This window comes from Enterobacter sp. NFIX59, assembly GCF_900113755.1.
GTDB classification, from domain to species: domain Bacteria; phylum Pseudomonadota; class Gammaproteobacteria; order Enterobacterales; family Enterobacteriaceae; genus Enterobacter; species Enterobacter pseudoroggenkampii.
Genome location: NZ_FOQN01000001.1, coordinates 1,440,509 through 1,465,190, shown reverse-complemented (window position 1 = coordinate 1,465,190; position 24,682 = coordinate 1,440,509). Strand labels below are relative to the sequence as shown.

Below are 24,682 nucleotides of genomic sequence, written 5' to 3'. Positions count from 1 at the left end.
TATGGAATTCAGCAATCCTTTCGATAATCCGCAGGGACAGTTCGCCATTTTGCAAAACGACCAGGGGCAGTACAGCCTGTGGCCGCAGCAGTGCGAATTGCCGGCGGGGTGGCACGTGGTGTGTGAAGCACAGTCTCAGGAGGCATGCCAGCAGTGGCTTGTCGGGCACTGGCAAACGCTTGAGCCGTCTCACTTTGCGGGGGAGTACGCATGATCCGTCTTCCTCTCGTCGCCGCCCAGCCGGGGATCTGGATGGCGGAACAGCTGTCCACGCTGCCAAACACCTGGAGCGTGGCGCACTACACCGAGCTGAAAGGCGATATCGACGCGCCGCTGCTGGCAAAAGCGATTGCTGAAGGCATGATGCAGGCCGATACCCTGCGGATGCGTTTTGCCGAGGAGAACGGCGAGGTGTGGCAGTGGATGGACGAGTCCACGATCCTGCCTGAGCCGTCCATCGTTCGCGTTAACTCTCACGACGACGCCATGACGCTGATGGAATCCGATCTTGACCAGAACCTGCGCGTCGACAGCGGTCAGCCGCTGGCGTTTCACCAGCTGATTCAGGTGGGTGAAAGCCACTGGTACTGGTATCAGCGCTATCACCATCTGGTGGTGGATGGCTTCAGTTTCCCGGCGATTACCCGCCAGATCGCCGCGATTTACGCCGCGTGGAAAAAGGACGAACCTACGCCCGCATCTCCGTTTACGCCGTTTGCCGGGGTGGTGGACGAGTATCAGCGCTATCGCGACAGCGAGGCGTATGCGCGCGACGGCGCGTTCTGGGCAGAGCAGCGCAAGGAGCTGCCTTCTCCGGTCTCGCTCTCCTCCGCGCCCCTGCCTGGACGCGCCGCCACGACCGATATTCTTCGCCTAAAGGTTGCCGCCGACGGCCGCGCCTTTAGCCAGCTTGCGCAGGCGGCAGAAAAGGTACAGCGCACCGACCTGGCCCTTGCGCTGGTGGCACTGTGGCTGGGCCGCCTGACCGGGAGGCTGGACTATGCCGCCGGGTTTATCTTTATGCGCCGCTTGGGCTCCGCGGCGCTGACCGCGACCGGGCCGGTGCTTAACGTCCTGCCGCTGGCGGTCAATATCGATCCGCAGGAGAGCCTGCCCTCGCTGGCGCTGCGCCTGGCGAACCAGCTGAAAAAAATGCGCCGCCACCAGCGCTACGACGCCGAGCAGATCGTGCGCGACAGTGGGAAAGCGGCGGGCGATGAAGCGCTGTTCGGCCCGGTGCTGAACGTTAAAGTGTTCGACTACCAGCTGGATATCGACGGCGTGGAGGCCATCACCCACACGCTGGCGACCGGCCCGGTGAACGATCTGGAGCTGGCGCTGTTCCCGGACGAGCAGGGCGGGTTGAGCATTGAGATCCTCGCCAATAAGCAGCGCTACGATGAAGTGACGCTTTCCCGACACGTCGCGCGTCTGAACTCGATGCTAATGCAGTTTGCGGCTAATCCGGACCTGCGCTGTGGCGAAGTGGAAACCGTTTCAGAGCAGGAATACGCTCAGCTGGCCCGCATCAACGATACCGGACTGGCGCTGCCGTCCACCACGCTCGCGGATCTGGTGGCGGAGCAGGCGAGCAAAACGCCGGACGCGCCCGCGCTGGCGGATGCGCACGTTGAACTCAGTTATCGCCAGATGCGCGAGCAGGTCATCGCGCTGGCAAACCTGCTGCGCGCGCGCGGCGTGAAGCCGGGCGACAGCGTGGCGGTGGCCCTGCCGCGCTCGGTATTCCTGACGTTAGCATTGCACGGCATTGTGGAGGCGGGCGCCGCGTGGCTGCCGCTCGACACCGGCTACCCGGACGACCGCCTGCGGATGATGCTTGAAGACGCGAAGCCGTCCCTGCTCATTACTACCGACGAACAGCTTCCGCGCTTTAGCGATCTGCCGATTACGACGTTTAGTTACAACACACTGTTACCGACCGCGGATGCTGAGCCGGTGCGGCTGGCGACGCCGGAGCAGACGGCGTACATCATCTTTACCTCCGGCTCGACCGGGCGTCCAAAAGGGGTCATGGTCGGCCATACCGCCATCGTTAACCGCCTGAAGTGGATGCAGGATCATTATCCGCTGGACGCGACGGACGTGGTGGCGCAGAAAACGCCGTGCAGCTTTGACGTGTCGGTGTGGGAGTTCTGGTGGCCGTTTATCGCCGGGGCGAAGCTGGTGATGGCCGAGCCGGACGCGCACCGCGATCCGCAGGCGATGCAAAGCTTCTTCTCCCACTATGGCGTGACCACTACCCACTTCGTGCCGTCGATGCTGGCGGCGTTTGTTGCCTCGCTGACGCCGGAAAACGTCGACTGCTGCAAAACGCTTAAGCAGGTGTTCTGCAGCGGCGAAGCGCTGCCGACGGCGCTGTGTCGCGAGTGGGAACAGCTGACCCGCGTGCCGCTGCACAATCTTTATGGCCCGACGGAAGCGGCAGTAGACGTCAGCTGGTATCCGGCGTTTGGGCCTGAGCTGGCGGCAGTTGCAGGCAACAGCGTGCCGATCGGCTTCCCGGTGTGGAACACGGGGCTGCGCATTCTGGATGCGATGATGCGCCCGGTGCCGTTCGGCGTGGCGGGCGATCTCTACCTCACCGGCATTCAGCTGGCGCAGGGGTATCTGGGACGCCCCGATCTCACCGCCAGCCGCTTTATCGCCGACCCGTTTGCGCCGGGGGAGCGGATGTACCGCACCGGCGACGTTGCCCGCTGGCTGGATAACGGCGCGGTGGAGTATCTGGGCCGCAGCGACGACCAGCTCAAAATCCGCGGCCAGCGCATCGAGCTGGGTGAAATCGACCGGGCGATGCTGTCGCTGCCGGACGTGGCCCAGGCCGTGGCGCACGCCTGCGTGTTCAACCGGGCGGCGGCAACGGGCGGCGATGCACGCCAGCTGGTGGGATACGTCGTCTCCGAATCCGGTTTACCGCTGGACCGCGACGCGCTGCTCGAATCGCTCAAGGCACAGCTGCCGCCGCATATGGTGCCGGTGGTGCTTCTGCAAATCAGCGCGCTGCCGCTGAGCGCCAACGGCAAGCTGGATCGCAAGGCGCTGCCGCTGCCGGAGCTGACCAGCAAAACCTCCGGACGTGCGCCGGAAAGCGAATCCGAAATCGCCGTCGCGCAGGCGTTTGCCGCGCTGCTGGGCTGCGAGATCAACGACATTGAGGCGGATTTCTTTGCCCTCGGCGGCCACTCGCTGCTGGCTATGCGTCTGGCGGCGCAGCTCAGCCGTGCATTTAACCGCAAGGTCACGCCGGGGCAGATTATGGTCGCCTCGACGGTCAGCAAGCTTAGCGCCCTGCTGGACTCGCAGATGAGCGACGAGCAGGCGCAGCGTCTGGGGTATGAAACGCTTCTGCCGCTGCGTGAGGGCGACGGCCCGACGCTATTCTGCTTCCATCCGGCGTCCGGCTTTGCCTGGCAGTTTAGCGTGCTGGCGCGCTACCTCAGCCCGCGCTGGTCAATCGTCGGCGTTCAGTCGCCGCGTCCGGACGGGCCGATGCAGCAGTGTGCGGATCTGGATGGGGTCATCGACCATCACCTGAACACCTTACGGGCGCAGCAGCCGCAGGGTCCGTATTATCTGTTCGGCTATTCCCTCGGCGGTACGCTGGCACAAGGGATTGCCGCCCGTCTGCGCGAGCTGGGTGAAGAGGTGGCCTTCCTCGGCCTGCTGGACACCTGGCCGCCGGAAACCCAGAACTGGGCGGAGAAAGAGGCCAACGGCCTGGACCCGGCGGTGCTGGCAGAGATCGAGCGGGAACGTCAGGCGTTTATCGCCGCCCAGCAGGGGCAGGGCTCCAGCGAGCTGTTTAATGCTATCGAAGGCAACTACGCCGACGCGGTGCGGCTGCTCACCACGGCGCACAGCGCGCGGTTTGACGGCAAAGCGACGCTGTTCGTCGCCGAGCGCACGCGAACGATGGATCCGCAGGTTGCCTGGGCGCCGTGGGTGGCGGAACTGGAGGTGTACAGTCAGGACTGCGCCCACGTGGATATCATTTCACCGCAGGCGTTTGAGAAAATTGGGCCAGTGTTGAAGAATATTTTGGGGTAACGTCAAAAGCGCCGGGTGGTGTTGTGTTTGCTCCCTCTCCCCGTGGGAGAGGGCCGGGGTGAGGGCATCAGACCGCACGTTTTCCTAACGGCACCACCAGCGGCGTACCCGCCACCGGATCGTCAATAATCATGCAGCGCATGCCGTAGATCCGCGCGATCAGCTCCGGCGTGACAATCTCTTTCGGCGCGCCCTGGGCCACAATCTCCCCGTCTCGCAAGGCAATCAGATGCGTAGCGTAGCGGCACGCCTGGTTTAAATCGTGCAGCACCGCCGCCAGGGTGTACCCCTGCGTGCGGTTCAGCTCGCTCAGCAGCTCCAGCAGGTCGATCTGGTGGCTGATATCCAGCCAGGTCGTCGGCTCGTCCAGCAGCATGATGGAGGTCTCCTGCGCCAGCACCATCGCGATCCACGCGCGCTGACGCTGGCCGCCGGAAAGGGTATCCACGCTTTGCTGAGCGAGATCGGTAATGCCTGTCGCCCGCATCGCGCGGTTCACCGCCTCGTCATCTTCCTTGCGCCAGCGGGTAAACAGCGGCTGGTGCGGATAGCGCCCGCGCGAGACCAGCTCCTGAACCGTGATGTCTCCCGGCGTGGTGGCGTTTTGCGCCAGCAGCCCGATGCGCCTGGCCACCTCTTTGCTGGCGAAGCGCTGGATCTGCTCGCCGTCGAGAAGCACGCTCCCCGTAACTGGCGTCATCAGGCGGCTCAGGGTGCGCAGCAGGGTTGATTTGCCGCAGCCGTTCGGCCCGATAATTGCCGTGAAGTGGCCGTCCGGAATGGCAACGGATAAGTCACGGGCAATGATTTTTTTGCCGTAGCCAAGAGTGAGGTTTTCGCCGCGCAAGCGGGTGGTTGAATCTGTCATTTCTTGCGAGACTCCTGAACGAGCAAGACGATAAGGTAAATACCGCCGAGGCTGACGGTCACCACGCCCACCGGAAGCTGGTAAGGCATAAACAGCCGCTGGGCGCAGAGATCGGCGGCCAGCAGCAGCAACGCGCCGCACAGCGCCGCCTGAGTTAATCCCCAGCGCGCCGTCCCGCTTAGACGTCGTGCGATATGCGGCGCGACAAGGGCGATAAATGAGATCGGCCCGGCGATGGCGGTGGAGGCGGCGGTCAGCAGTACGGCGACCAGCATCAGCATCAGGCGCGAGCGCTCGACGCCCACGCCCAGCGCGCAGGCGCTGTCGTCGCCCATTTCCAGCAGGCGCATACGCCGCACCAGCAGCAGCGCGCCGATAAACATCAGCACAATCAGCGGCGCGGCGGGCCAGGTTTTGCCCCACGTCAGGCCGTTGAGGGAACCGGCGTACCACAGCCCGGCGGAGAGCGCCGTTTCCAGCGAGGCCTGCAGCAGCAGCCAGGTATTAAAGGCCATCAGCATCGCACGTACGCCGATACCGATAATGATCAGCCGGAAGGTATCGATACCGTTGCGCCAGGCCAGCGCCCAGATCAGTAAGGAGGTCAGAATGCCGCCCGCCATTGCCGTAAAGGTAATGGCCGTCAGGTGCTGACCAAACAGCACCATCGCCACCAGCACGCCGCTCCAGGCCCCGGTATTGAGGCCCATCACGTCCGGGCTACCGAGCGGGTTGCGCATCAGTGACTGGAATATCGCACCGCTCACGCCGAGCGCCGTGCCGACCAGAATCGCCATCGCCACGCGCGGCAGTCGCCACTCCGTCACCACCATGGTGACGTTGCGCGGCGCGCTGCCGAGCAGGGCGTTAAACACCTGCGCAAAATCGAGCGTGACCGCGCCGCTGCGCAGGCTCCAGACCGCCAGCAGCAGAATGGCGATGAGCAGCAGCGAGACGCTGGTGAGTAAACGACGGGACGGGGCCATCATGCGCCACCTCCGCGTTTACGGCGTACCAGGAAGATCAGCACCGGCGCACCGATGAAGGCGCTGACCACCGATACGCGCAGCTCGCCGGGCACCAGCAGGCGGCCCAGCACGTCGGCAAACAGCAGCAAGGCAGGGGTGGCCAGCAGCGTCACCGGCAGCGACCAGCGGTGATCCGCACCTACCAGCCAGCGCGCCATGTGCGGCATCATCAGGCCAATAAAGGCGATCGGGCCGACCACGGCGGTCGCGCTGCCGCACAGCACGGTGATGGCGCACAGACCAATCAACTGCGTACGTGCCACGCGGTTGCCGAGGGCTGTCGCGGTGTCGCTGCCGAGGCTCAGGCTGTTGAGCGACCGGCTTAAAAACAGCGCCACGGCAGCGGCAATCATCACCGGGATCGCCACCACTTTCAGGGTTTCAAGAGTGCGGATATCCAGCGAACCGGCCTGCCAGAAGCGCAGCTGGTCGTAAACGTCCGGGTTGAGCAGGGCGATGCCGTTGGATAAGCCTTCCAGCACCGCCGCGAGCGCCACGCCCGCCAGCGTCAGGCGCACCGGGCTCAGCTGTCCGCCGCCCTGGCTGCCGGTAAAGGCGACGACCAGCGAGGCGGCCAGCGCGCCGCAGAAGGCCATCACCAGCTGTTCAGAGGGCGACGTCAACCCGAACAGCGCCGCGCCCAGCACGATGGCAAAGCTGGCACCGGAGTTCACGCCGAGAATGCCGGGGTCCGCTAGCGGGTTACGGGTGAGGGTTTGCATCAGGGCACCGGCAAGGCCGAGCGCGCCACCGGCCAGCAGTCCGGCAAGGGTGCGGGGCAAGCGGGCGTCGAGCACAATGACGCAGTCAGCGCTCTGGCAGGTACCGGAGAGCGCATCAACGATAACGGACGCGGGCAGAGGCTTCGCGCCAACCAGCAGGCTGAGTGCAATCGCCAGGCTCAATAGCAGCAATAAAACGGGCACGGCAACGGCGCGCACCGAAGAAGAGGAAAACGACATAGCAACATCCATGATTTGATAATGATAGTGATTATCGTTATCTATCTTATTTGGCTATGTTAGCATGTGCGCCCATGGAATGGGTAGAATTACACTCAAGGCTTTGTCATGAATCAAAAATCCTGGCTGCTCAACCTCAGCCTGCTCAAAACGCACCCGGCGTATCGCGCCGTTTTTATCGCTCGTTTTATCTCTATTTTATCCCTCGGCCTGCTCGGCGTGGCCGTGCCGGTCCAGATCCAGACTATGACCCACTCCAGCTGGCTGGTGGGGTTATCCGTCACCTTAACCGGCGGGGCGATGTTTATCGGTCTGATGGTCGGCGGCGTGCTGGCGGACCGCTACGAGCGCAAGAAGCTGATCCTGCTGGCGCGCGGTACCTGCGGCGTGGGCTTTATCGGGCTGTGCCTGAACGCGATGCTGCCGGAGCCGTCGCTGATCGCCATTTATGCCCTCGGGCTGTGGGACGGTTTCTTTGCCTCCTTAGGCGTGACGGCGCTGCTGGCGGCGACGCCCGCGCTGGTCGGGCGCGAGAACCTGATGCAGGCGGGGGCGATTACTATGCTCACCGTGCGCCTCGGCTCGGTGATTTCGCCGATGGTAGGCGGCCTGCTGCTGGCGACCGGCAACGTGGCGTGGAACTACGGGCTGGCGGCGGCGGGGACCTTTATTACCACCCTGACGCTGCTGCGCCTGCCGCTGCTGCCGCCTCCGCCGCAGCCGCGCGAGCATCCGCTGACATCACTGATGGCCGCTATTCGTTTTCTGTTCAGTAACCCGCTGATTGGCGGCATTGCGCTGCTCGGCGGCCTGCTGACCATGGCGAGCGCCGTGCGCGTGCTCTACCCGGCATTAGCGGGAGAGTGGCAAATGAGCGCCTCGGAAATTGGCGTGCTGTACGCCGCCATTCCGCTCGGCGCGGCCTGTGGGGCGCTGACCAGCGGCAACCTGGCGCAGAGCGCGCGTCCTGGGCTGATTATGCTGCTTGCCACGCTGGCCTCGTTTATCGCCATCGGCTTCTTTAGCCTGATGCCGGTGTGGGCGCTGGGCGTGTTGTGTCTGGTGATTTTCGGCTGGCTGAGCGCCATCAGCTCGCTGTTGCAGTACACCCTGATCCAGACCCAGACGCCGGAAGGGATGCTCGGGCGCATCAACGGTCTGTGGACGGCGCAGAACGTCACGGGCGATGCCATCGGCGCGGCGATCCTCGGCGGGCTGGGGGCGATAATGACCCCGGTGGCGTCGGCGAGCAGCAGTGGGTTTGCGTTAGCGATAGTTGGTGGGATTTTGTTAGTGGCGTTGGTGGAATTGCGGCGGTTCAGGCAGGAGAGTGTGTTGAACGACGGTGCGGCCTGATGCCCTCATCCCGGCCCTCTCCCACGGGGAGAGGGAGGGAAAATGCCTACTTAAACAACGCATTCAATCTGTCTAATACCAACATCGCGCTGTAATAATCCAGGCGGAACGTCTCCGTTCCCAGCGCCCAGACGCGCTTGTTCTTCACCGACGGCAGATGCGCGAGCAGCGGGTTGCCGTAAATCGCCTTCACGTCTTTCTCGTCACCGGCAAACACAAACAGCCCCTCGCCGTTCAGCCCCGTCGCCAGATTTTCCCCGCCCAGCTGGATAATGTCGTGGCGCTTACCCTGGCTAGTTGAGGTCTGCAATCCGGGAGGCAGCTCCGCCAGCGCAAAGCCCAGCTGGTGCAGCAGCTTGCCCTGCGCGGATTCCGCGGTCCACAGGTTGGCGCTGTGCGCGGCGGCGGTGTAGACGATGGCGTTCACCGGCTGCGGTGGCAGCTTCATCTGCTGTTTCACCTGCGCGAGCTGTTTATCAAACGCGGCAATGCGCTCTGCGGCCTGCTTTTCCTGTCCGGTGATGGTGCCCAGCTGGGTCAGCAGCGCCTGCCAGCTCTTGTCGTCGTAGTTGATGATAAGCGTTGGGGCGATGGCGGAGAGCTGATCGTACAGCGCCAGCGCGGAATCCCCGCCGGTGGCGCTGATCAAAATCAGGTCCGGCATCTGGGCGGCAACCGCCTCAGCGCTCGGCTCGCCAATGTACAGTCGCGCAACCTTCCGCTGCTTCGCGATATCACCCCACTGGCGCAGGAAGCCCTGTCCATCCGCCACGCGGTTATTCGGCGTGGTCGCGCCGCTGGCGACGACCGGTGCGTCAATCGCCAGCAGGGAGCCGGTTAAGGTCACGCTGGTGGAGACAATGCGCGTCGGTTTGCTCTCAAGCGCGTGAACGCCGCGGCTGTCGGTTACCTGACGCGGCCAGTCGGCGGCAGCGGCTGAGGCAAGTCCGAAAACAAAAAGTCCAGGTAAAAGCAGGGTATTTCGAAATACGGTGGGGAATTTCACAGCGCGACATCCTGTTTTTGTTGAAGATAATGCTTCTCATTTTCATGGTTGCCGCAAAGGGATGCAAGCTTTTGTCGCACAAGTTATTTGCCCGACGGTTGACAGCGAAGCGATGTGGGATTAGGTTAGCCGACGAAAATATAAATGATAATCATTATTGCTTCTTTTATCATTTTGAGGAGGATGATATGGATACGTCCCTGGCTGAGGAAGTTCAGCACACCGCAACCACGCTCGAATCAGACCGCTTTTTCTTTATGTCGCCTTACCGCAGCTTTACCACGTCCGGCTGCTTTGCCCGCTTCAGTGAACCCGCCGTTGGCGGCGACGATCCGGCGGGGCACTTCCAGCAAAAATTAGCCCAGGCCTTCCGGAATGCGAAAGCCAGCGGCATCGCCCATCCGGTGATGGTAGGGGCTATCCCGTTCGATACCCGCAAGCCATCCTCTCTGTTTATTCCACAGCGCTGGCAGACCTTTTCCCGTCCGGCGCGTCAGCAGTCTTCACGCTATTTTTCCGGCTCGCAGGCGCTGAAGGTGGAACAACGCACCGAGATCCCGCCGCAGCCCGTGTTCGAAGAGATGGTTGCCCGCGCCGCGTCGCTCACTGCCACGCCGCAGGTGAACAAGGTGGTGCTGTCGCGCCTGATTGATATCACGACCGATAAGCACATTGATAGCGGCGCGCTGATGGAGCGCCTGATCGCCCAGAACCCGGCGAGCTTTAACTTCCACGTGCCGCTGGAAGACGGCGGCGTACTGCTCGGCGCCAGCCCGGAGCTGCTGCTGCGCAAAGAGGGTGGGCACTTTAGCTCGCTGCCGCTGGCAGGCTCCGCGCGTCGTCAGCCGGACGACGTGCTTGATCGTGAAGCAGGCAACAAGCTGCTGGCCTCCGAAAAGGACCGTCACGAGCACGACCTGGTGACCCAGGCGATGAAAGCCATTCTGGCACCGCGCAGCCACCATCTCAGCATGCCGGATTCGCCTCAGTTGATTACCACGCCGACGCTGTGGCATCTGGCAACGCCGGTAGAAGGCGAGGCGCGTAAAAATGAAAACGCCCTGACGCTGGCCTGTCTGCTGCACCCGACGCCGGCGCTGAGCGGTTTCCCGCATCAGGTGGCGAAAGACCTGATCGCCGAGCTGGAGCCGTTCGACCGCGAGCTGTTCGGCGGCATCGTCGGCTGGTGCGACAGAGAAGGCAACGGCGAGTGGGTGGTGACCATCCGCTGCGCGCGTCTTCGCGAAAATACCGTTCGCCTGTTTGCCGGTGCGGGCATTGTGCCTGCCTCCTCCCCGGTGGGCGAGTGGCGCGAGACGGGCGTGAAGCTCTCCACCATGCTCAACGTGTTTGGTTTGCACTAAGGAAGACTCATGACCATTCCCTTTACCCGCTGGCCTGAGGCATTTGCCCGCCGCTACCGTGAAAAAGGCTACTGGCAGGATCTGCCGCTGACCCACATCCTGACGGAGCGTGCGGATAGCGATGCCGTGGCGATAATCGACGGCGAGCGGCACATCACCTATCGCGCGTTTAATCAGGCGGTGAACAACCTGGCGTCCGCCCTTCAGGCTCAGGGGCTGCACCGCGGCGAGACGGCGCTGGTGCAGCTTGGCAACGTGGCCGAATTTTACATCACCTTCTTCGCGCTGCTGCAAATCGGCGTCGCGCCGGTCAACGCGCTCTTTAGCCATCAGCGCAGCGAGCTGAACGCCTACGCGGAGCAGATCAAACCCGCCGTGCTGATTGCCGATCGCGACCACGCGCTGTTCGCGAACGATGAGTTCCTCAACGCCTTTGTGGATGCGCACCGCTCGGCACGGGTCGTACTCCTGCGCGGCGATAAGGGTGACTACGCCCTGGAAGCGGCGATTGCGCGTCCGGCGGACAACTTCATCCCGAACCCGACGCCCGCCGACGAAGTGGCTTTCTTCCAGCTCTCCGGCGGCAGCACCGGCACGCCGAAGCTGATCCCGCGCACGCACAACGATTACGACTACAGCATTCGCCGCAGCAACGAGATCTGCGGCATTACTGCGCACACCCGCTATCTGAACGCGCTCCCCGCGGCGCATAACTACGCCATGAGTTCGCCGGGCTCTCTGGGCGTCTTCACGGCGGGCGGCTGCGTGGTGCTGGCGAACGATCCGAGCGCGACGCTCTGCTTCCCGCTGATTGAACGGCATCAGATTAACGTCACCTCGCTGGTCCCTCCGGCGGTGAGCCTCTGGCTGCAGGCGATTGCCGACGGTGCGGGGAACGCGCAGCTTAACTCCCTGAAGCTGCTGCAGGTGGGCGGCGCACGCCTCTTCGCCACGCTTGCGGCGCGCATTCCGGCGGAAATCGGCTGCCAGCTTCAGCAGGTGTTCGGCATGGCGGAAGGGCTGGTGAACTACACCGCGCTCGACGACGCGCCGGAGCGCATCATCAACACCCAGGGCCGCCCGATGTGTCCGGACGACGAAGTGTGGGTGGCGGACGAGCACGGCAACCCGCTGCCGCGCGGGGAAGTCGGGCGTCTGATGACGCGCGGTCCGTATACCTTCCGCGGCTATTTCAACAGCCCGGAACACAACGCCAGCGCCTTCGACGCCGACGGCTTTTACTGCTCCGGGGATCTGATCGCCATTGACGAGCAGGGCTACATCACCGTGCAGGGACGCGAGAAGGATCAGATCAACCGCGGCGGCGAGAAGATTGCTGCCGAAGAGATCGAGAACCTGCTGCTGCGCCATGAGGCGGTGATCCACGCCGCGCTGGTGAGCATGGAGGACAGCCTGCTGGGCGAAAAAAGCTGCGCGTATCTGGTGGTGAAACAGCCCCTGCGCGCGGTCGAGGTGCGTCGCTTCCTGCGCGAGCAGGGCGTCGCCGAATTCAAGCTGCCGGACCGAGTGGAGAGCGTGGATGCGCTCCCGCTGACGCCTGTCGGCAAAGTCGATAAGAAACAGTTGCGCCTGTGGCTTGCTGAACGCGCCCGGGGCTGAGGAAAAGAGTATGGCCATTCCAAAATTAACCGCTTACGCGCTGCCGACCGCCGCAGAGCTGCCGACCAGCAAGGTGAACTGGGCGTTTGAGCCCGAGCGCGCGGCGCTGCTGATCCACGATATGCAGGAGTATTTCCTGAACTTCTGGGGCGAAAACAGCGCGATGATGCAGCAGGTGGTAGCGAATATCGCCAGACTGCGCGCCTTCTGCAAAGCGCACAATATTCCGGTGTACTACACCGCCCAGCCGAAAGAGCAGAGCGATGAAGACCGCGCCCTGCTGAACGACATGTGGGGGCCGGGCCTGACCCGCTCGCCGGAGCAGCAACGCATCGTCGCAGAGCTGACACCGGACGAAGCGGACACGGTGCTGGTGAAGTGGCGCTACAGCGCGTTTCACCGCTCGCCGCTGGAGCAGATGCTGAAAGAGACGGGCCGCAACCAGCTGCTGATTACCGGCGTGTACGCCCACATCGGCTGCATGACCACCGCCACCGATGCCTTTATGCGCGACATTAAGCCATTCTTCATTGCCGACGCGCTGGCGGATTTCACCCGCGACGAGCACCTGATGTCGCTGAACTATGTAGCCGGACGCTCGGGCCGCGTGGTGATGACCGACGAGCTGCTGCCGTCCGTTCCGGCCTCGAAGGCCGCACTGCGCGAGCTGATTCTGCCGCTGCTGGACGAGTCCGACGAGCCGATGGATGACGAAAACCTGATCGACTACGGTCTGGATTCAGTGCGCATGATGGCGCTGGCCGCCCGCTGGCGCAAAGTACACGGCGATATCGACTTCGTGATGCTGGCAAAAAATCCAACAATCGACGCCTGGTGGGCGCTGCTTTCCCGCGAGGTGAAGTGATGGGATGGGATTTCACCGGTAAAACCGTCTGGGTGACGGGCGCGGGGAAGGGGATTGGCTACGCGACGGCTCTGGCGTTCGCCGAAGCCGGCGCGCAGGTGACCGGGTTCGATCTGGCGTTTCCGCAGGATGATTACCCGTTCGCCACCGAAACGCTGGACGTGGCGAACGCCGCGCAGGTGCATGAGGTGTGCGGGCGCGTGCTGACAACGCTTGAGCATCTGGACGTGCTGGTCAACGCGGCGGGCATTCTGCGCATGGGGGCAACTGACCAGCTCTCGCAGGAGGACTGGCAGCAGACCTTCGCGGTCAACGTCGGCGGCGCGTTCAATCTGTTCCAACTGACCATGGGCCAGTTCCGCCGTCAGCAGGGCGGGGCGATAGTTACCGTGGCGTCCGACGCGGCACACACGCCGCGCATCGGCATGAGCGCCTATGGCGCATCGAAAGCGGCGCTGAAAAGCCTGGCTCTGACCGTCGGGCTGGAGCTGGCAGGCAGCGGCGTTCGCTGTAATCTGGTGTCGCCGGGCTCAACGGATACCGATATGCAGCGCACCCTGTGGAAAAGCGACGATGCGGAGCAGCAGCGCATCCGCGGCTTCGGCGAGCAGTTTAAGCTCGGCATTCCGCTGGGCAAAATCGCCAGTCCGCAGGAGATTGCCAGCACGGTGCTGTTCCTGGCATCCGATGCCGCCAGCCATATCACCCTGCAGGATATCGTGGTGGACGGCGGCTCCACGCTGGGGGCGTAAGATGATCTGGAAACGTCATATACCGCTCGAGGAGCTGAACGCGACCAGCCTGAACACCCTGGTGGCGCATCTCGGCATTGTCTATACCCGTATCGGCGACGACACGCTGGAAGCGGAGATGCCGGTGGATGCGCGCACCCACCAGCCGTTTGGCCTGCTGCACGGCGGGGCCTCGGCGGCGCTGGCGGAAACGCTGGGTTCAATGGCCGGTTTTCTGATGACCCGCGACGGGCAGAGCGTGGTGGGGACGGAGCTGAACGCCACGCATCATCGCGCGGTCTCCCACGGTAAGGTGCGCGGGGTGTGCCAGCCGCTGCATCTTGGGCGTTCGAGCCAAAGCTGGGAGATCGTGGTCTTCGACGAGCAGGGGCGGCGGTGCTGCACCTGTCGGCTGAGTACGATGGTGTTGGGCTAGCCCAGGCAGATCAAAGTGATCGGCTTAACACTGTGGTGTAAATCTCTGGTTTGACCACGCATTATTGCGTTTCAAAGTTGTTAAATTTTTCCGGTTGTTCTAGAAACAAAATGTAACATCTCACTGTTTCACAACAACGGACAACAACTATGAACAACTCAGGGAAATACCTTACATGGGCAGGGCTCTCCGTTGTGGGAGCCTTTGCCCTGGGCTATATCGCCCTCAACCGGGGGGAGCAGATCAACGCGCTCTGGATCGTTGTCGCCTCCGTCTGCATTTATCTGATCGCGTACCGTTTTTATGGCCGCTATATCGCAAAGAACGTGTTAGGCGTTGATGCGACGCGCATGACGCCAGCCGTCCGCCACAACGACGGGCTGGACTACGTGCCGACCGACAAGAAAGTGCTGTTCGGTCACCATTTTGCGGCGATTGCCGGGGCAGGCCCGCTGGTGGGTCCGGTGCTGGCGGCGCAAATGGGTTACCTGCCGGGGATGATCTGGATCCTCGCCGGGGTGGTGTTGGCGGGGGCGGTACAGGACTTTATGGTGCTGTTTGTCTCCACCCGCCGCGACGGACGTTCGCTGGGTGAGCTGGTGAAAGAGGAGATGGGGGCCACCGCCGGGGTGATTGCGCTGGTGGCGACCTTTATGATCATGGTGATCATCCTCGCGGTGCTGGCGATGATAGTGGTGAAAGCGCTGACCCACAGCCCGTGGGGAACCTATACCGTAGCCTTTACCATTCCGCTGGCGCTGTTTATGGGGATCTACATTCGCTATCTGCGCCCGGGGCGCATTGGTGAAGTGTCGGTGATTGGTCTGGTATTCCTGGTGTTCGCCATTATCTCCGGCGGCTGGGTGGCGGAAAGCCCGACCTGGGCGCCGTTCTTCGACTTTACCGGCGTACAGCTGACCTGGATGCTGGTGGGCTACGGCTTTGTGGCGGCGGTACTGCCGGTGTGGCTGCTGCTGGCCCCGCGTGACTACCTCTCTACCTTCCTGAAAATCGGCACCATCATTGGGCTGGCGATCGGCATTCTGATTATGCGCCCGACCCTGACCATGCCTGCGTTAACCAAATTTATCGACGGCACCGGCCCGGTCTGGACCGGTAACCTGTTCCCGTTCCTGTTTATTACCATTGCCTGCGGCGCGGTGTCCGGCTTCCACGCGCTGATCGCCTCCGGGACGACGCCGAAGATGCTGGCGAATGAAAATCAGGCCTGCCTGATTGGCTACGGCGGCATGCTGATGGAGTCCTTCGTCGCCATCATGGCGCTGGTCTCGGCCTGTATCATCGACCCGGGCGTGTACTTCGCGATGAACAGCCCGATGGCGGTCCTGGCGCCTGCCGGAACCGTTGACGTGGTGGCCTCCGCCGCGCAGGTAGTGAGCGGCTGGGGCTTTGCGATTACCCCTGATACGTTGACGAGCATCGCCAGTGAAGTGGGCGAGCAGTCGATTATCTCCCGTGCGGGCGGGGCGCCAACGCTGGCGGTCGGCATGGCCTACATCCTGCACGGCGCGCTGGGCGGGCTGATGGACGTCTCCTTCTGGTATCACTTCGCCATTCTGTTCGAGGCGCTGTTTATCCTGACGGCGGTGGATGCGGGAACCCGTGCGGCGCGCTTTATGCTGCAGGACCTGCTGGGGGTGATCTCCCCGAACCTGAAGCGTACCGATTCGCTCCCGGCTAACCTGCTGGCGACGGCGCTGTGCGTGCTGGCGTGGGGCTACTTCCTGCATCAGGGTGTGGTCGATCCGCTGGGCGGGATTAACACCCTGTGGCCGCTGTTCGGTATCGCCAACCAGATGCTGGCAGGTATGGCGCTGATGCTCTGCGCGGTGGTGCTGTTCAAGATGAAGCGCCAGCGTTACGCCTGGGTGGCATTAGTGCCAACCGCATGGCTGCTGATTTGTACCCTGACGGCGGGCTGGCAGAAAGCCTTCAGCCCGGACAACAAAGTGGGCTTCCTGGCGATCGCCAACAAGTTCCAGGCGATGATCGACAGCGGTAAGATCCCGGCGCAGTACACCGAGTCGCAGCTGTCGCAGCTGGTGTTTAACAACCGTCTGGACGCCGGGCTGACCATCTTCTTTATGGTGGTGGTCGTGGTGCTGGCGTTGTATTCTCTCAAGACCGCGCTGGCGGCGTTGAAAAACGATAAGCCAACGGCGAAAGAGACGCCGTACGAGCCAATGCCTGAAAACCTGGAAGAGATTGTGACCCAGGCGAAAGGGGCGCACTAACCTTTGTGCCGGGTGGCGGCTTCGCCTTACCCGGCCTACATTCCCTGTGAGATCAGAATCATGTTCGACACCCTTTCCAAAGCCGGTAAGTACCTGGGCCAGGCCGCCAAAATGATGATTGGCGTGCCGGACTACGACAACTACGTCGAGCATATGCGCGTCAACCATCCGGACCAGACGCCAATGACCTACGAAGAATTTTTCCGTGACCGTCAGGACGCCCGCTACGGCGGCAAGGGCGGGGCGAAGTGCTGTTAACCCTCTTTCGGGAGATAGAGGCTGATCTGCTCCTGCTTACAGCCGTAGATCGCCGCCAGCTTTTCGCGGGTGCGTTTTTGCGGACGGGAGTCCAGCGCTTCCAGCTGTGACACGGCGGACTGGCTGATACCGAGTTTCTCCGCCACCTCCTGCTGGGATAACCCACGCAGAATACGCCACGCGGCCTGCAGGCTGACGTTCTGCCAGGTCATGATGCTGCACACTTCTCCGGGCAATTCCACGTCATCCAGACTATCGTGTTCGACCTCAATATCCTCCAGATCGTCATCGGTTTCGTCGTCAATTTCTGACATCTGTAAGAGCATACGAAAATATTCGTGATAGGGAATAACGGCGTACTGCGTTTTCCCGTTATCGTCCTTGATTAGCTGTACAGCCATATGTGGCACTCTCCTCATGCAGGTAAGTCGTTGAAGTTCTGCGCTTGACGGCCAAAACATAACAATGGTCATCGGGATCGTCCCGAAGCGTATAGATGATGCGGTAATCGCCAACGCGTAGCCGGAAATGATCTTCTGTCGCCGATATTTTTTTGATATCGGGCCGGGGAGCCGAGCGGTCATCCAGCTCAGTAAGCTTTACCTCAATGCGCCGCTGATACCGCTCTTCAATCTTTGAAAACGCCTTCTTTGCACCATTGGACCAGACAATCTTCATCCGTACCTCCACTGTACGCCCACACAAAATATAAGGAAATAATAAGACTATTAGATAAATTCCGAATTTCTAATGGGGTACTGTAGAGCGGAGAAAAACCGGGAGAAAGCGGCAAAACGTGAACCGTCGAGGGTGCTCGGGAAGGCCTCTGCCGGACGACAGAGGCTTGCAGGAAATGTGCGATCAGGCGTTCAAACCACCGTCCACGTCCAGACCGGTACCGGAGATCTGCCCGGCAGCCGGGCTGGCGAGGAAGGTGACCGCCGCCGCGATGTCTTCCGGCTGGCCGTAGTGACCGACCGCAATCATCTGGCGCTGGGCTTCCGCCTGTTCGCCGTCTTCCGGGTTCATATCGCTGTTGGTGGGGCCGGGGTGCACCAGGTTTACGGTAATGCCGCGCGGTCCTAAATCACGGGCCAGACCGCGGGTGAGGGAGTTAAGAGCGGACTTCGTCATCGAGTAAACGGCAATGCCCGGCATCGCCACGCGGTTTGCCAGACAGCTGCCGATGTTGATGATGCGCCCGCCGTCGGACATGTGCACCAGCGCTTCCTGAATGGCGATCACCACGCCGCGGATGTTGACGTTGATAAGGGCGTCAATATCTGCCAGCGTCATGGACTCCAGCGGGCCGCCGCGCGCGATCCCGGCATTGTTGACCAGAATGTCCAGCCCGCCAAGGGAACGTGCCGCATGGGTGACGGCATCCTGAATCGCCTGCGCGCTGGCGCTGTCCGCCTGCACGGCTTCGCTGTGTCGTCCCAGCGCCTTAATCTCATCGGCGACCGCCTGGGCTTTATCGGCCGATTTTTCATACGTAATAATCACATCCGCACCGGCGCGCGCCAGCGAGAGTGCAATAGCCCGACCCAACCCGCGGCTGGCACCGGTAACCAGCGCCTTTTTACCTGTTAAATCGATCTGCATGATGACCTCGTTGCAAGAGTAGAAAGAATCATCATTAGGTATAGCCTGTCGGCGCGATTAACGGCTGAAGGATTCCACTTTCTCAAACGCGGCGCGCAGAACGTCAGGCGTTAACGCAACCGGTAGATAGTGAATCGACTCCACCGGGCGCAGGGTGTGAGCAATGACCTTATCCAGCGCTTCCCGGTTATTGATGTCGACGTCCAGCTCGCGAAGCGTGGTCGGCAGGTTAAAGCGCTGGTACGCCGTCACCAGCTGCGCCAGCACGTCGTCCTGGCCGAGCAGGGCGCTCTGCACCAGAATGCCGTAGGCCACCTTGGTACCGTGGAGGTATTTTTCCGTCTGCGGCAGCACGGTTAAACCATTGTGCACCGCATGCGCCGCCGCCACGCGGGTATAGCGTTCGCCCAGACCGCCGACCATCCCGCCGCCGGCGATAATCGCATCTACCACGTCCCGGAACGCCTGCGTCTGTTCGCCGCGCTGCTGGTCGGCCAGCGCTTCCTCACTGTGCTCCAGCAGCACGTCGCGGATCGCCAGCGCGCCGTTGATGCCCAGCCGCACGGTCAGCGGCAGGTTCTCCGGCTCAGGTGTCAACACAACCGCTTCGTACCACTTCGCCAGCGTATCGCCGATACCCGCCAGCAGGTATTCCGCCGGGGCGTTAAGGACGATCTGCGGCTCCACCAGCACCAGGTAGTTGGCGTCGTCGAAGATCTCAAAATGCAGCGCCTGACCTGCATCGTTGTACCAGACGGAGAGCGGGGTCCACGCCGCGCAGGTGGCGGCAACGGTGGGGATGCCCACGAACGGCACGCCCAGACGACGCGCCACGGCCTTGACGGTATCCAGTACCGCACCACCGCCGACGCCAATAACCACGCTGGCGTCACTGCCGGATTCGTTCACCAGATGGGTGACGTCGCGCTCGCTGCAGTGGCCTTTAAACAGCAGGTGTTTCGCCCCCGGCGCGTGAAAGCTCTCAGGCAGGAAAGGGCGCGCGCCGTCGATAGCGCGCTCGCCGTAGATCCACACCGCGCGGGAAAGCTGTTCCGGGGTAAAGAAGTCATTCAGATGCGCAAGGCTTCCGGGATGGGAGAAGTAGTTCGCCGGGCCAGGCACGACGCGGATATCGGTGTTGCTCATGGTGTTGTCCTTTTTTAGCAAGCGCTAACCCGATGTTATGTCTGGACATCCGGATGGCTAATAATATTTCGCTTTAACTTATGCCTTTTCCTTCGTTGTCAGTCAACCGGAGCTGTGAAAAATTCGATAAATCAGAAGAGTAATGAAGGATTTACGCGGATGGTTTCCAGTCGCCTTGAAATGCGCAGTATCAGCCTGGCCTTTTCCGGCTTTCAGGCGCTGTCGCGCGTGAACTTCACCTTAACCGGCGGATCGGTACATGCGCTGACCGGCGCCAACGGCGCGGGGAAATCGACGCTGATGGCGGTGCTGTGCGGGACGCACGACCACTATGAAGGCGAAATCTCCATCAATAACCAGCCGGTAAGCATCCGCGAACCGCTCGATGCCAAACGGCTGGGGATCCACCTCGTGCAGCAGGAAGTGGACGTGGCGCTGATCCCGGGATTAAGCATCGCCGAGAACATCATGCTCGACCAGCTGGCGCAGCCGGGGCATCGCTTCCGCTGGCGTGCAATCCGCCAGCAGGCGAGACAGGCGCTGGCGCAGCTGGATGTCTCTCTGGACGTACGCCGTTCCATCGACAGCTGCACGCTTGCCGAAAAGCAGCAGATTTTGCTGGCGCGCGCCCTGTCCCATCACTGCCGTTTTTTGATTCTTGATGAGCCCACCGCGCCGCTGGACGCGCACGAGAGCGAGCGCCTGTTTGGCGTGGTGAGACGGTTAAAGCAGCAGGGCATCGGCGTGGTGTTTATCTCCCACCGCATTCACGAGCTGAAGGCCATCTGCGACACCCTGACGGTGCTGCGCGACGGCAAGCTGATCGAGTCCGGCCCTATGGCCGATCTTAGCGGCGAAGCGATCGTCGAGAAGATGCTCGGCCACGTGCTGAGCGATATCTACCCGCCCGCTCGGCCGCCGCACGGCGACGAAACGCTGCTGCGGGTGGAAGGTCTGCATGACGACGCGCTGCTGAAAGATATCTCCCTGCACCTGCGCAAAGGCGAAATTCTCGGGATTGCCGGGCTGGCGGGGGCGGGGAAAACCGAACTCTGCAAGGCGCTGTTTGGCGCCAGCAAAAGCCGCGTGGCGCGCGGTGAGTTGAATCAACAGCCCTGGCAGCCGCGCGACCCGGCCGATTCGGTGCTGCGCGGCCTGGCGCTGGTGCCGGAGGAGCGGCGCAAAGAGGGCATTTTTATCGACGAGCCGGTGAGCATGAACCTTGCCGTGTGCGCCGATAACAGCTTCTCGCGCTGGAGCCTGTTTGGCCATCGTCAGGCGTGGCGCTGGGCGGAGGAGGTGATTGCCCGCGTCGGCGTGCGCGCCCGCGGTCCCGGGCAGGTTTTGCGACGTCTCTCCGGCGGCAACCAGCAGAAGGTCGCCATCGGCAAGTGGCTGCGCAATGATGCGAGCGTGCTGATCTTCGACGAGCCAACCAAAGGCGTGGACGTGAAGGCCAAAACCGATCTGTTCCAGCTGATTGACGGCCTGGCGCGCGAGGGCAAAGGGGTCATTTACGCCTCGGGCGAGTTTGCCGAGCTGGTCGGGCTGTGCGACCGCATCTGCGTGCTGTGGGACGGGCGCATCGTGGCGGAAATCGCCGGAGCCGAGGCCCGTGAAGAGACACTACTTTATTATTCAACCGGAGGAACGGCGTCGTGAGCAAGGCCCTTTCAGTAAACGCGACGGCGTCTGGCCGTCAGCAGATTTTCGATTTTCTCTACAAGTGGGGCATGCTGTTAACCGTCGTCGCGCTGGTGGCCGTCTTTGGCCTGGCGTCGGACAGCTTCCTCGATCCGAACAACATCATCAATATTCTGCGCTCAATCGCCATCGTGACGGTGATTGCCGTTGGCGTGTCGATATCATTGACCATTGGCGGGTTCGATCTCTCCGTGGGATCGACCGCCTCACTGGCGAATGCGCTGGTGATTTCCCTGTTCGTCTGGCACGGCTTTGGTACCACCGAGTCGATTCTGATCACCCTCGCGCTCTGCACGCTGGTGGGGCTGTTTAACGCCTTTCTTATCGTCATCCTGCGCATTCCGGACATGCTCGCGACGCTGGCCAGCCTGTTTGTGATCCAGGGCGTGGCGATGACCTACAGCTACGGCGGGTCGATTACCGAGAACATGGTGCTGCCGAGCGGTGACATGGCGGAAGGCACCATTCCGGCGGCGTTCAGCCTGCTGGGGCAGGTGCCGACGATTGTGATCATCATGCTGGTGGTGACGGTTCTGGCGCAGCTGGGGCTGTCGCTCACCACTCACGGTCGTCGGATGTACGCCATTGGCGGCAACCCGGAAGCCGCGCGTCTCTCCGGTATTCGCACCACCCGCTACAAGGTGGCGGCCTACGTGATTGCCTCCCTGCTTGCGGGCCTGGGCGGGATTTTGCTGGCCTCGCGCATCGGCTCGTCGCAGGTAAACGCGGGCGGCGGTTACCTGATGGATGCGGTGGCGGCGGCGTGGATTGGCTTCTCGCTGGCCGGGTCCGGCAAGCCGAATGCGCTGGGGACGCTGGTCGGGGCGGTTATTCTCGGCGTGCTGTCGAACGGGCTGGTGATGCTCTCCGTGCCGTATTACGCCATGGACATTATAAAAGGGCTGGTGCTCGCGGTAGCGCTGGCGATTACGTACATACAAAAACGCTGACAACACAACGGGATAAAAAATGAAAAAGATTGCACTCTCTTTGGTGGCATTAGGGTTATTCACCGCTCTGCCTGGCTTCGCGGCCACACCCGCCCCGCTTCCGGCGGCCATTGCCAGCCATGACGGCCCGATCCGCATCGCGGTGATCCGTAACCTTGGCTCAGACGACAACACCACGCAGTTTATTGCCGGGGCCATTCAGGAAGGGAAGAAGCTTGGCTTTAAGGTCAGCACCTTTTTAAGCAACGGGGACGATGCCAAATTCCAGGACTTTGTGAACCAGGCCATCAGCCAGAAATATGACGGGATTATCCTTTCTCAGGGCCGCGATCCGTACTCCACCGCGCTGGTGAAGAAGGCGGTGGACGCCGGGATTAAGGTCGCCGTCTTTGATACCGCCGTTAACGGCGAGATCCCGGGCGTGACCGTCACCCAGCAGGACGATGCCTCCCTGACGAACCTCTCCTTCGGCCAGCTGGCGAAAGATTTCAACGGCAAGGCCAATATCGTCAAGCTGTGGGTGGCGGGCTTCCCGCCGATGGAGCGTCGTCAGGCGGCCTATAAAGAGCTACAAAAGCAGTATCCGGACATCAAAGAGCTGGAGTCCATCGGCGCGGTCTCCTCTGACGTGCAGGGCGACACCGCTAACAAAGTGGGTGCGATCCTGGCGAAATACCCGAAAGGCAAGATCGACGCCATCTGGGGCACCTGGGACGCCTTCAGCCAGGGCGCGTACAAAGCGCTGAAAGAGAACGGCCGCACCGAGATCAAGCTCTACAGCATCGACATCTCCAACCAGGATCTGCAGCTGATGCGCGAGCCGGGCAGCCCGTGGAAGGTGAGCGTGGCGGTGGATCCGAAGCTGATTGGCGCGACCAACGTGCGTCTGGTGGCGAACAAGATTGCCGGGGAAGCGACGCCTGCGACCTACGATTTTAAAGCCGCGGCCATTCCGCAGGCGCTGCTGACCGCCCAGCCGGGCGCGGTGAACGTGGCGTCGCTGGGGAAAATCATTCCGGGCTGGGGCCAGACGGAAGATTTTATCGCACCGTGGTTTGCGACGCTGGAAGCGAAGAATAAATAAAACCAAGCCGGGTGGCATCAGGTGCGGCCTGATGCCCTCACCCCGGCCCTCTCCCACGGGGAGAGGGGGAAACCAACAGGAGCTAACGGTGAATCATTTACCCCCTCCCGAATACAGCCGCAATATGCGGCTGATTGGCCATAGCGACCAGGGCGGTCGCCCGGACGGCGTGCAGCTGATGGTGCACCGCGGTTTCGCCTATATCGGCCATATGGTGTCGCAGGGCTTTTCGATTGTCGACGTGCGCGACCCGAAGAACCCGAAAGGGGCGGGCTACGTGCCCGCGCCGCCCGGCACCTGGAACGTGCACCTGCAGGCGCATGACGACCTGCTGCTGGTGATTAACGCCCGGGATCTGTTTGCCGATGCCCGCTTTGCCGACGAGAAGGTCTACTACACCCGCCAGGTGGGGGAGACCGTCCGCGACGTGCAGGACAAAGGCTGGAGCGCCGGGCTGCGCGTGTTTGATATCTCCACGCCGGACAGGCCGCGCGAAATCGGCTTTCTGTCGCTGAACGGGATTGGCATCCACCGCATCTGGTACGTCGGCGGCCGCTGGGCGTACGTATCGGCGCTGATCGACGGCTTTACCGACTATATCTTCCTGACCATCGATCTTGCGGACCCGCGTAAGCCTGAAGTGGCAGGGCGCTGGTGGCTGCCGGGAATGAACCAGGCCGAAGGTGAACAGCCGAACTGGCCGGAAGGGAAACGCTACGCGCTCCACCATGCGATTATTGCCGGCGATACCGCGTACGGCAGCTGGCGCGACGGCGGCCTGACGCTGCTGGACGTGAAGGATCGTACCCGTCCTAAGCTCATTAGCCACCGTAACTGGAGTCCGCCGTTTGGCGGCGGGACGCACACCGCGCTGCCGCTGCCGGACCGCGATCTGCTGGTGGTGCTGGATGAAGCGGTGCTCGACAACCAGGAGGACGGGGAGAAGCTGATCTGGCTGTTTGATATCCGCGAGCCGTCGAATCCGGTCAGCATCTCTACCTTCCCACAGCCGGATGAAATCGATTATGTGGCTAAAGGGGCGCATTTCGGCCCGCACAACCTGCACGAGAACAGGCCGGGGAGCTTCGTCAGCTCGACGCTGATTTTTGCGACGTATCAGAACGCGGGCGTGCGCGCGTATGACATCTCCAATCCGTATCGTCCGGTTGAAACGGGTGCGCTGGTGCCTGCCGCGCCGGCGAAAATGATGGATACCCGCCCGAATCGCCCGCAGGTGATCCAGTCGTGTGACGTGTTTGTGGATGCGCAGGGAATTATTTACAGCACGGACTATAACGGCGGGCTGTCGGTGATTGAGTATTTGGGGTGAGTGCGGTTTGATGCCCTCACCCCGGCCCTCTCCCACAGGGAGAGGG

At 62.2% G+C, this 24,682-nt stretch carries 22 protein-coding genes; 14 read left to right on the top strand and 8 right to left on the bottom strand.

Annotated features, from left to right (window positions below; translation table 11 throughout):
• The first annotated feature begins 1 nt into the window (after position 1).
• The gene (locus BM007_RS07165; RefSeq protein ID WP_061715786.1) at positions 2–214 is read left to right on the top strand and encodes an MbtH family protein; all 213 of its coding nucleotides are present in this window, start codon (positions 2–4) and stop codon (positions 212–214) included.
• Complete coding sequence (gene entF, locus BM007_RS07160) at positions 211–4,068, top strand: enterobactin non-ribosomal peptide synthetase EntF (RefSeq protein ID WP_090417853.1); 3,858 nt, start codon at positions 211–213, stop codon at positions 4,066–4,068. Before BM007_RS07165 ends, entF begins: the two co-directional genes overlap by 4 nt.
• A gap of 67 nt (positions 4,069–4,135) precedes the next feature.
• Here the strand turns inward: entF and fepC are convergent, their stop codons facing one another.
• The 3 genes from fepC to fepD are packed head-to-tail and all read right to left on the bottom strand — an operon-like array spanning position 4,136 to position 6,926.
• Entirely contained in the window at positions 4,136–4,936 is an 801-nt protein-coding gene (gene fepC, locus BM007_RS07155; RefSeq protein WP_090417850.1) for an iron-enterobactin ABC transporter ATP-binding protein, read from the bottom strand.
• Positions 4,933–5,925: an iron-enterobactin ABC transporter permease gene (gene fepG, locus BM007_RS07150; protein WP_090417847.1), complete on the bottom strand. Its 993-nt coding sequence runs from the start codon at positions 5,923–5,925 to the stop codon at positions 4,933–4,935. Before fepG ends, fepC begins: the two co-directional genes overlap by 4 nt.
• Entirely contained in the window at positions 5,922–6,926 is a 1,005-nt protein-coding gene (gene fepD / locus BM007_RS07145; protein WP_061715782.1) for a Fe(3+)-siderophore ABC transporter permease, read from the bottom strand. Before fepD ends, fepG begins: the two co-directional genes overlap by 4 nt.
• Positions 6,927–7,034: 108 nt before the next feature.
• Here fepD and entS point away from each other — a divergent pair, with 108 nt between their 5' ends.
• Positions 7,035–8,282 (top strand): enterobactin transporter EntS, encoded by a 1,248-nt coding sequence (entS, locus tag BM007_RS07140; RefSeq protein WP_061715781.1) that lies wholly within the window; start codon positions 7,035–7,037, stop codon positions 8,280–8,282.
• Positions 8,283–8,328: 46 nt separating this feature from the next.
• On the opposite strand, the gene fepB is transcribed toward entS, so the two are convergent.
• Complete coding sequence (fepB, locus tag BM007_RS07135) at positions 8,329–9,288, bottom strand: Fe2+-enterobactin ABC transporter substrate-binding protein (RefSeq protein ID WP_061715780.1); 960 nt, start codon at positions 9,286–9,288, stop codon at positions 8,329–8,331.
• 188 nt (positions 9,289–9,476) lie between these two features.
• Between fepB and entC the strand changes: the two genes are divergently transcribed.
• The 7 genes from entC (at position 9,477) to BM007_RS07100 (ending at position 16,817) form a co-directional block, all read left to right on the top strand.
• The gene (entC, locus tag BM007_RS07130; RefSeq protein ID WP_061715779.1) at positions 9,477–10,652 is read left to right on the top strand and encodes an isochorismate synthase EntC; all 1,176 of its coding nucleotides are present in this window, start codon (positions 9,477–9,479) and stop codon (positions 10,650–10,652) included.
• 9 nt (positions 10,653–10,661) lie between these two features.
• Positions 10,662–12,272, top strand: a complete 1,611-nt coding sequence (gene entE / locus BM007_RS07125) for a (2,3-dihydroxybenzoyl)adenylate synthase EntE (RefSeq protein WP_090417844.1) — start codon at positions 10,662–10,664, stop codon at positions 12,270–12,272.
• 10 nt (positions 12,273–12,282) lie between these two features.
• Positions 12,283–13,137: an isochorismatase gene (locus tag BM007_RS07120; protein ID WP_061715777.1), complete on the top strand. Its 855-nt coding sequence runs from the start codon at positions 12,283–12,285 to the stop codon at positions 13,135–13,137.
• Positions 13,134–13,889: a 2,3-dihydro-2,3-dihydroxybenzoate dehydrogenase EntA gene (entA, locus tag BM007_RS07115; RefSeq protein WP_090417841.1), complete on the top strand. Its 756-nt coding sequence runs from the start codon at positions 13,134–13,136 to the stop codon at positions 13,887–13,889. Before BM007_RS07120 ends, entA begins: the two co-directional genes overlap by 4 nt.
• Position 13,890: 1 nt before the next feature.
• Positions 13,891–14,304: a proofreading thioesterase EntH gene (gene entH / locus BM007_RS07110; protein ID WP_048993150.1), complete on the top strand. Its 414-nt coding sequence runs from the start codon at positions 13,891–13,893 to the stop codon at positions 14,302–14,304.
• A 149-nt stretch (positions 14,305–14,453) separates the two neighbouring features.
• The gene (gene cstA / locus BM007_RS07105; protein WP_024906987.1) at positions 14,454–16,559 is read left to right on the top strand and encodes a pyruvate/proton symporter CstA; all 2,106 of its coding nucleotides are present in this window, start codon (positions 14,454–14,456) and stop codon (positions 16,557–16,559) included.
• Positions 16,560–16,619: 60 nt separating this feature from the next.
• Complete coding sequence (locus BM007_RS07100) at positions 16,620–16,817, top strand: YbdD/YjiX family protein (protein ID WP_006809671.1); 198 nt, start codon at positions 16,620–16,622, stop codon at positions 16,815–16,817.
• Here BM007_RS07100 and BM007_RS07095 read toward each other — a convergent pair.
• The 4 genes from BM007_RS07095 to BM007_RS07080 all read right to left on the bottom strand — a co-directional run bounded on the left by BM007_RS07095 (position 16,814) and on the right by BM007_RS07080 (position 19,568).
• Positions 16,814–17,218 carry a helix-turn-helix domain-containing protein gene (locus BM007_RS07095; protein ID WP_045909615.1) on the bottom strand — a complete coding sequence of 135 codons (405 nt, stop codon included), beginning with the start codon at positions 17,216–17,218 and terminating at the stop codon, positions 16,814–16,816. The genes BM007_RS07100 and BM007_RS07095 overlap by 4 nt on opposite strands.
• Positions 17,190–17,495, bottom strand: coding sequence for a type II toxin-antitoxin system RelE family toxin (locus BM007_RS07090; RefSeq protein ID WP_032649596.1), 306 nt, complete (start codon positions 17,493–17,495; stop codon positions 17,190–17,192). The genes BM007_RS07095 and BM007_RS07090 overlap by 29 nt, the downstream gene beginning before the upstream one ends.
• A 183-nt stretch (positions 17,496–17,678) precedes the next feature.
• The gene (locus BM007_RS07085; protein ID WP_024906989.1) at positions 17,679–18,422 is read right to left on the bottom strand and encodes an SDR family NAD(P)-dependent oxidoreductase; all 744 of its coding nucleotides are present in this window, start codon (positions 18,420–18,422) and stop codon (positions 17,679–17,681) included.
• A 57-nt stretch (positions 18,423–18,479) separates the two neighbouring features.
• Positions 18,480–19,568, bottom strand: coding sequence for an oxidoreductase (locus BM007_RS07080; protein ID WP_090417839.1), 1,089 nt, complete (start codon positions 19,566–19,568; stop codon positions 18,480–18,482).
• Positions 19,569–19,727: 159 nt separating this feature from the next.
• Between BM007_RS07080 and BM007_RS07075 the strand changes: the two genes are divergently transcribed.
• From BM007_RS07075 to BM007_RS07060, 4 genes are all read left to right on the top strand, one after another.
• Positions 19,728–21,230 (top strand): sugar ABC transporter ATP-binding protein, encoded by a 1,503-nt coding sequence (locus tag BM007_RS07075; protein ID WP_090417837.1) that lies wholly within the window; start codon positions 19,728–19,730, stop codon positions 21,228–21,230.
• Entirely contained in the window at positions 21,227–22,222 is a 996-nt protein-coding gene (locus BM007_RS07070; protein ID WP_024906992.1) for an ABC transporter permease, read from the top strand. Before BM007_RS07075 ends, BM007_RS07070 begins: the two co-directional genes overlap by 4 nt.
• A gap of 19 nt (positions 22,223–22,241) precedes the next feature.
• Positions 22,242–23,306, top strand: coding sequence for a sugar ABC transporter substrate-binding protein (locus BM007_RS07065; protein ID WP_090417834.1), 1,065 nt, complete (start codon positions 22,242–22,244; stop codon positions 23,304–23,306).
• Positions 23,307–23,394: 88 nt separating this feature from the next.
• Complete coding sequence (locus tag BM007_RS07060) at positions 23,395–24,636, top strand: LVIVD repeat-containing protein (protein WP_175557788.1); 1,242 nt, start codon at positions 23,395–23,397, stop codon at positions 24,634–24,636.
• Positions 24,637–24,682 lie beyond the last annotated feature (46 nt).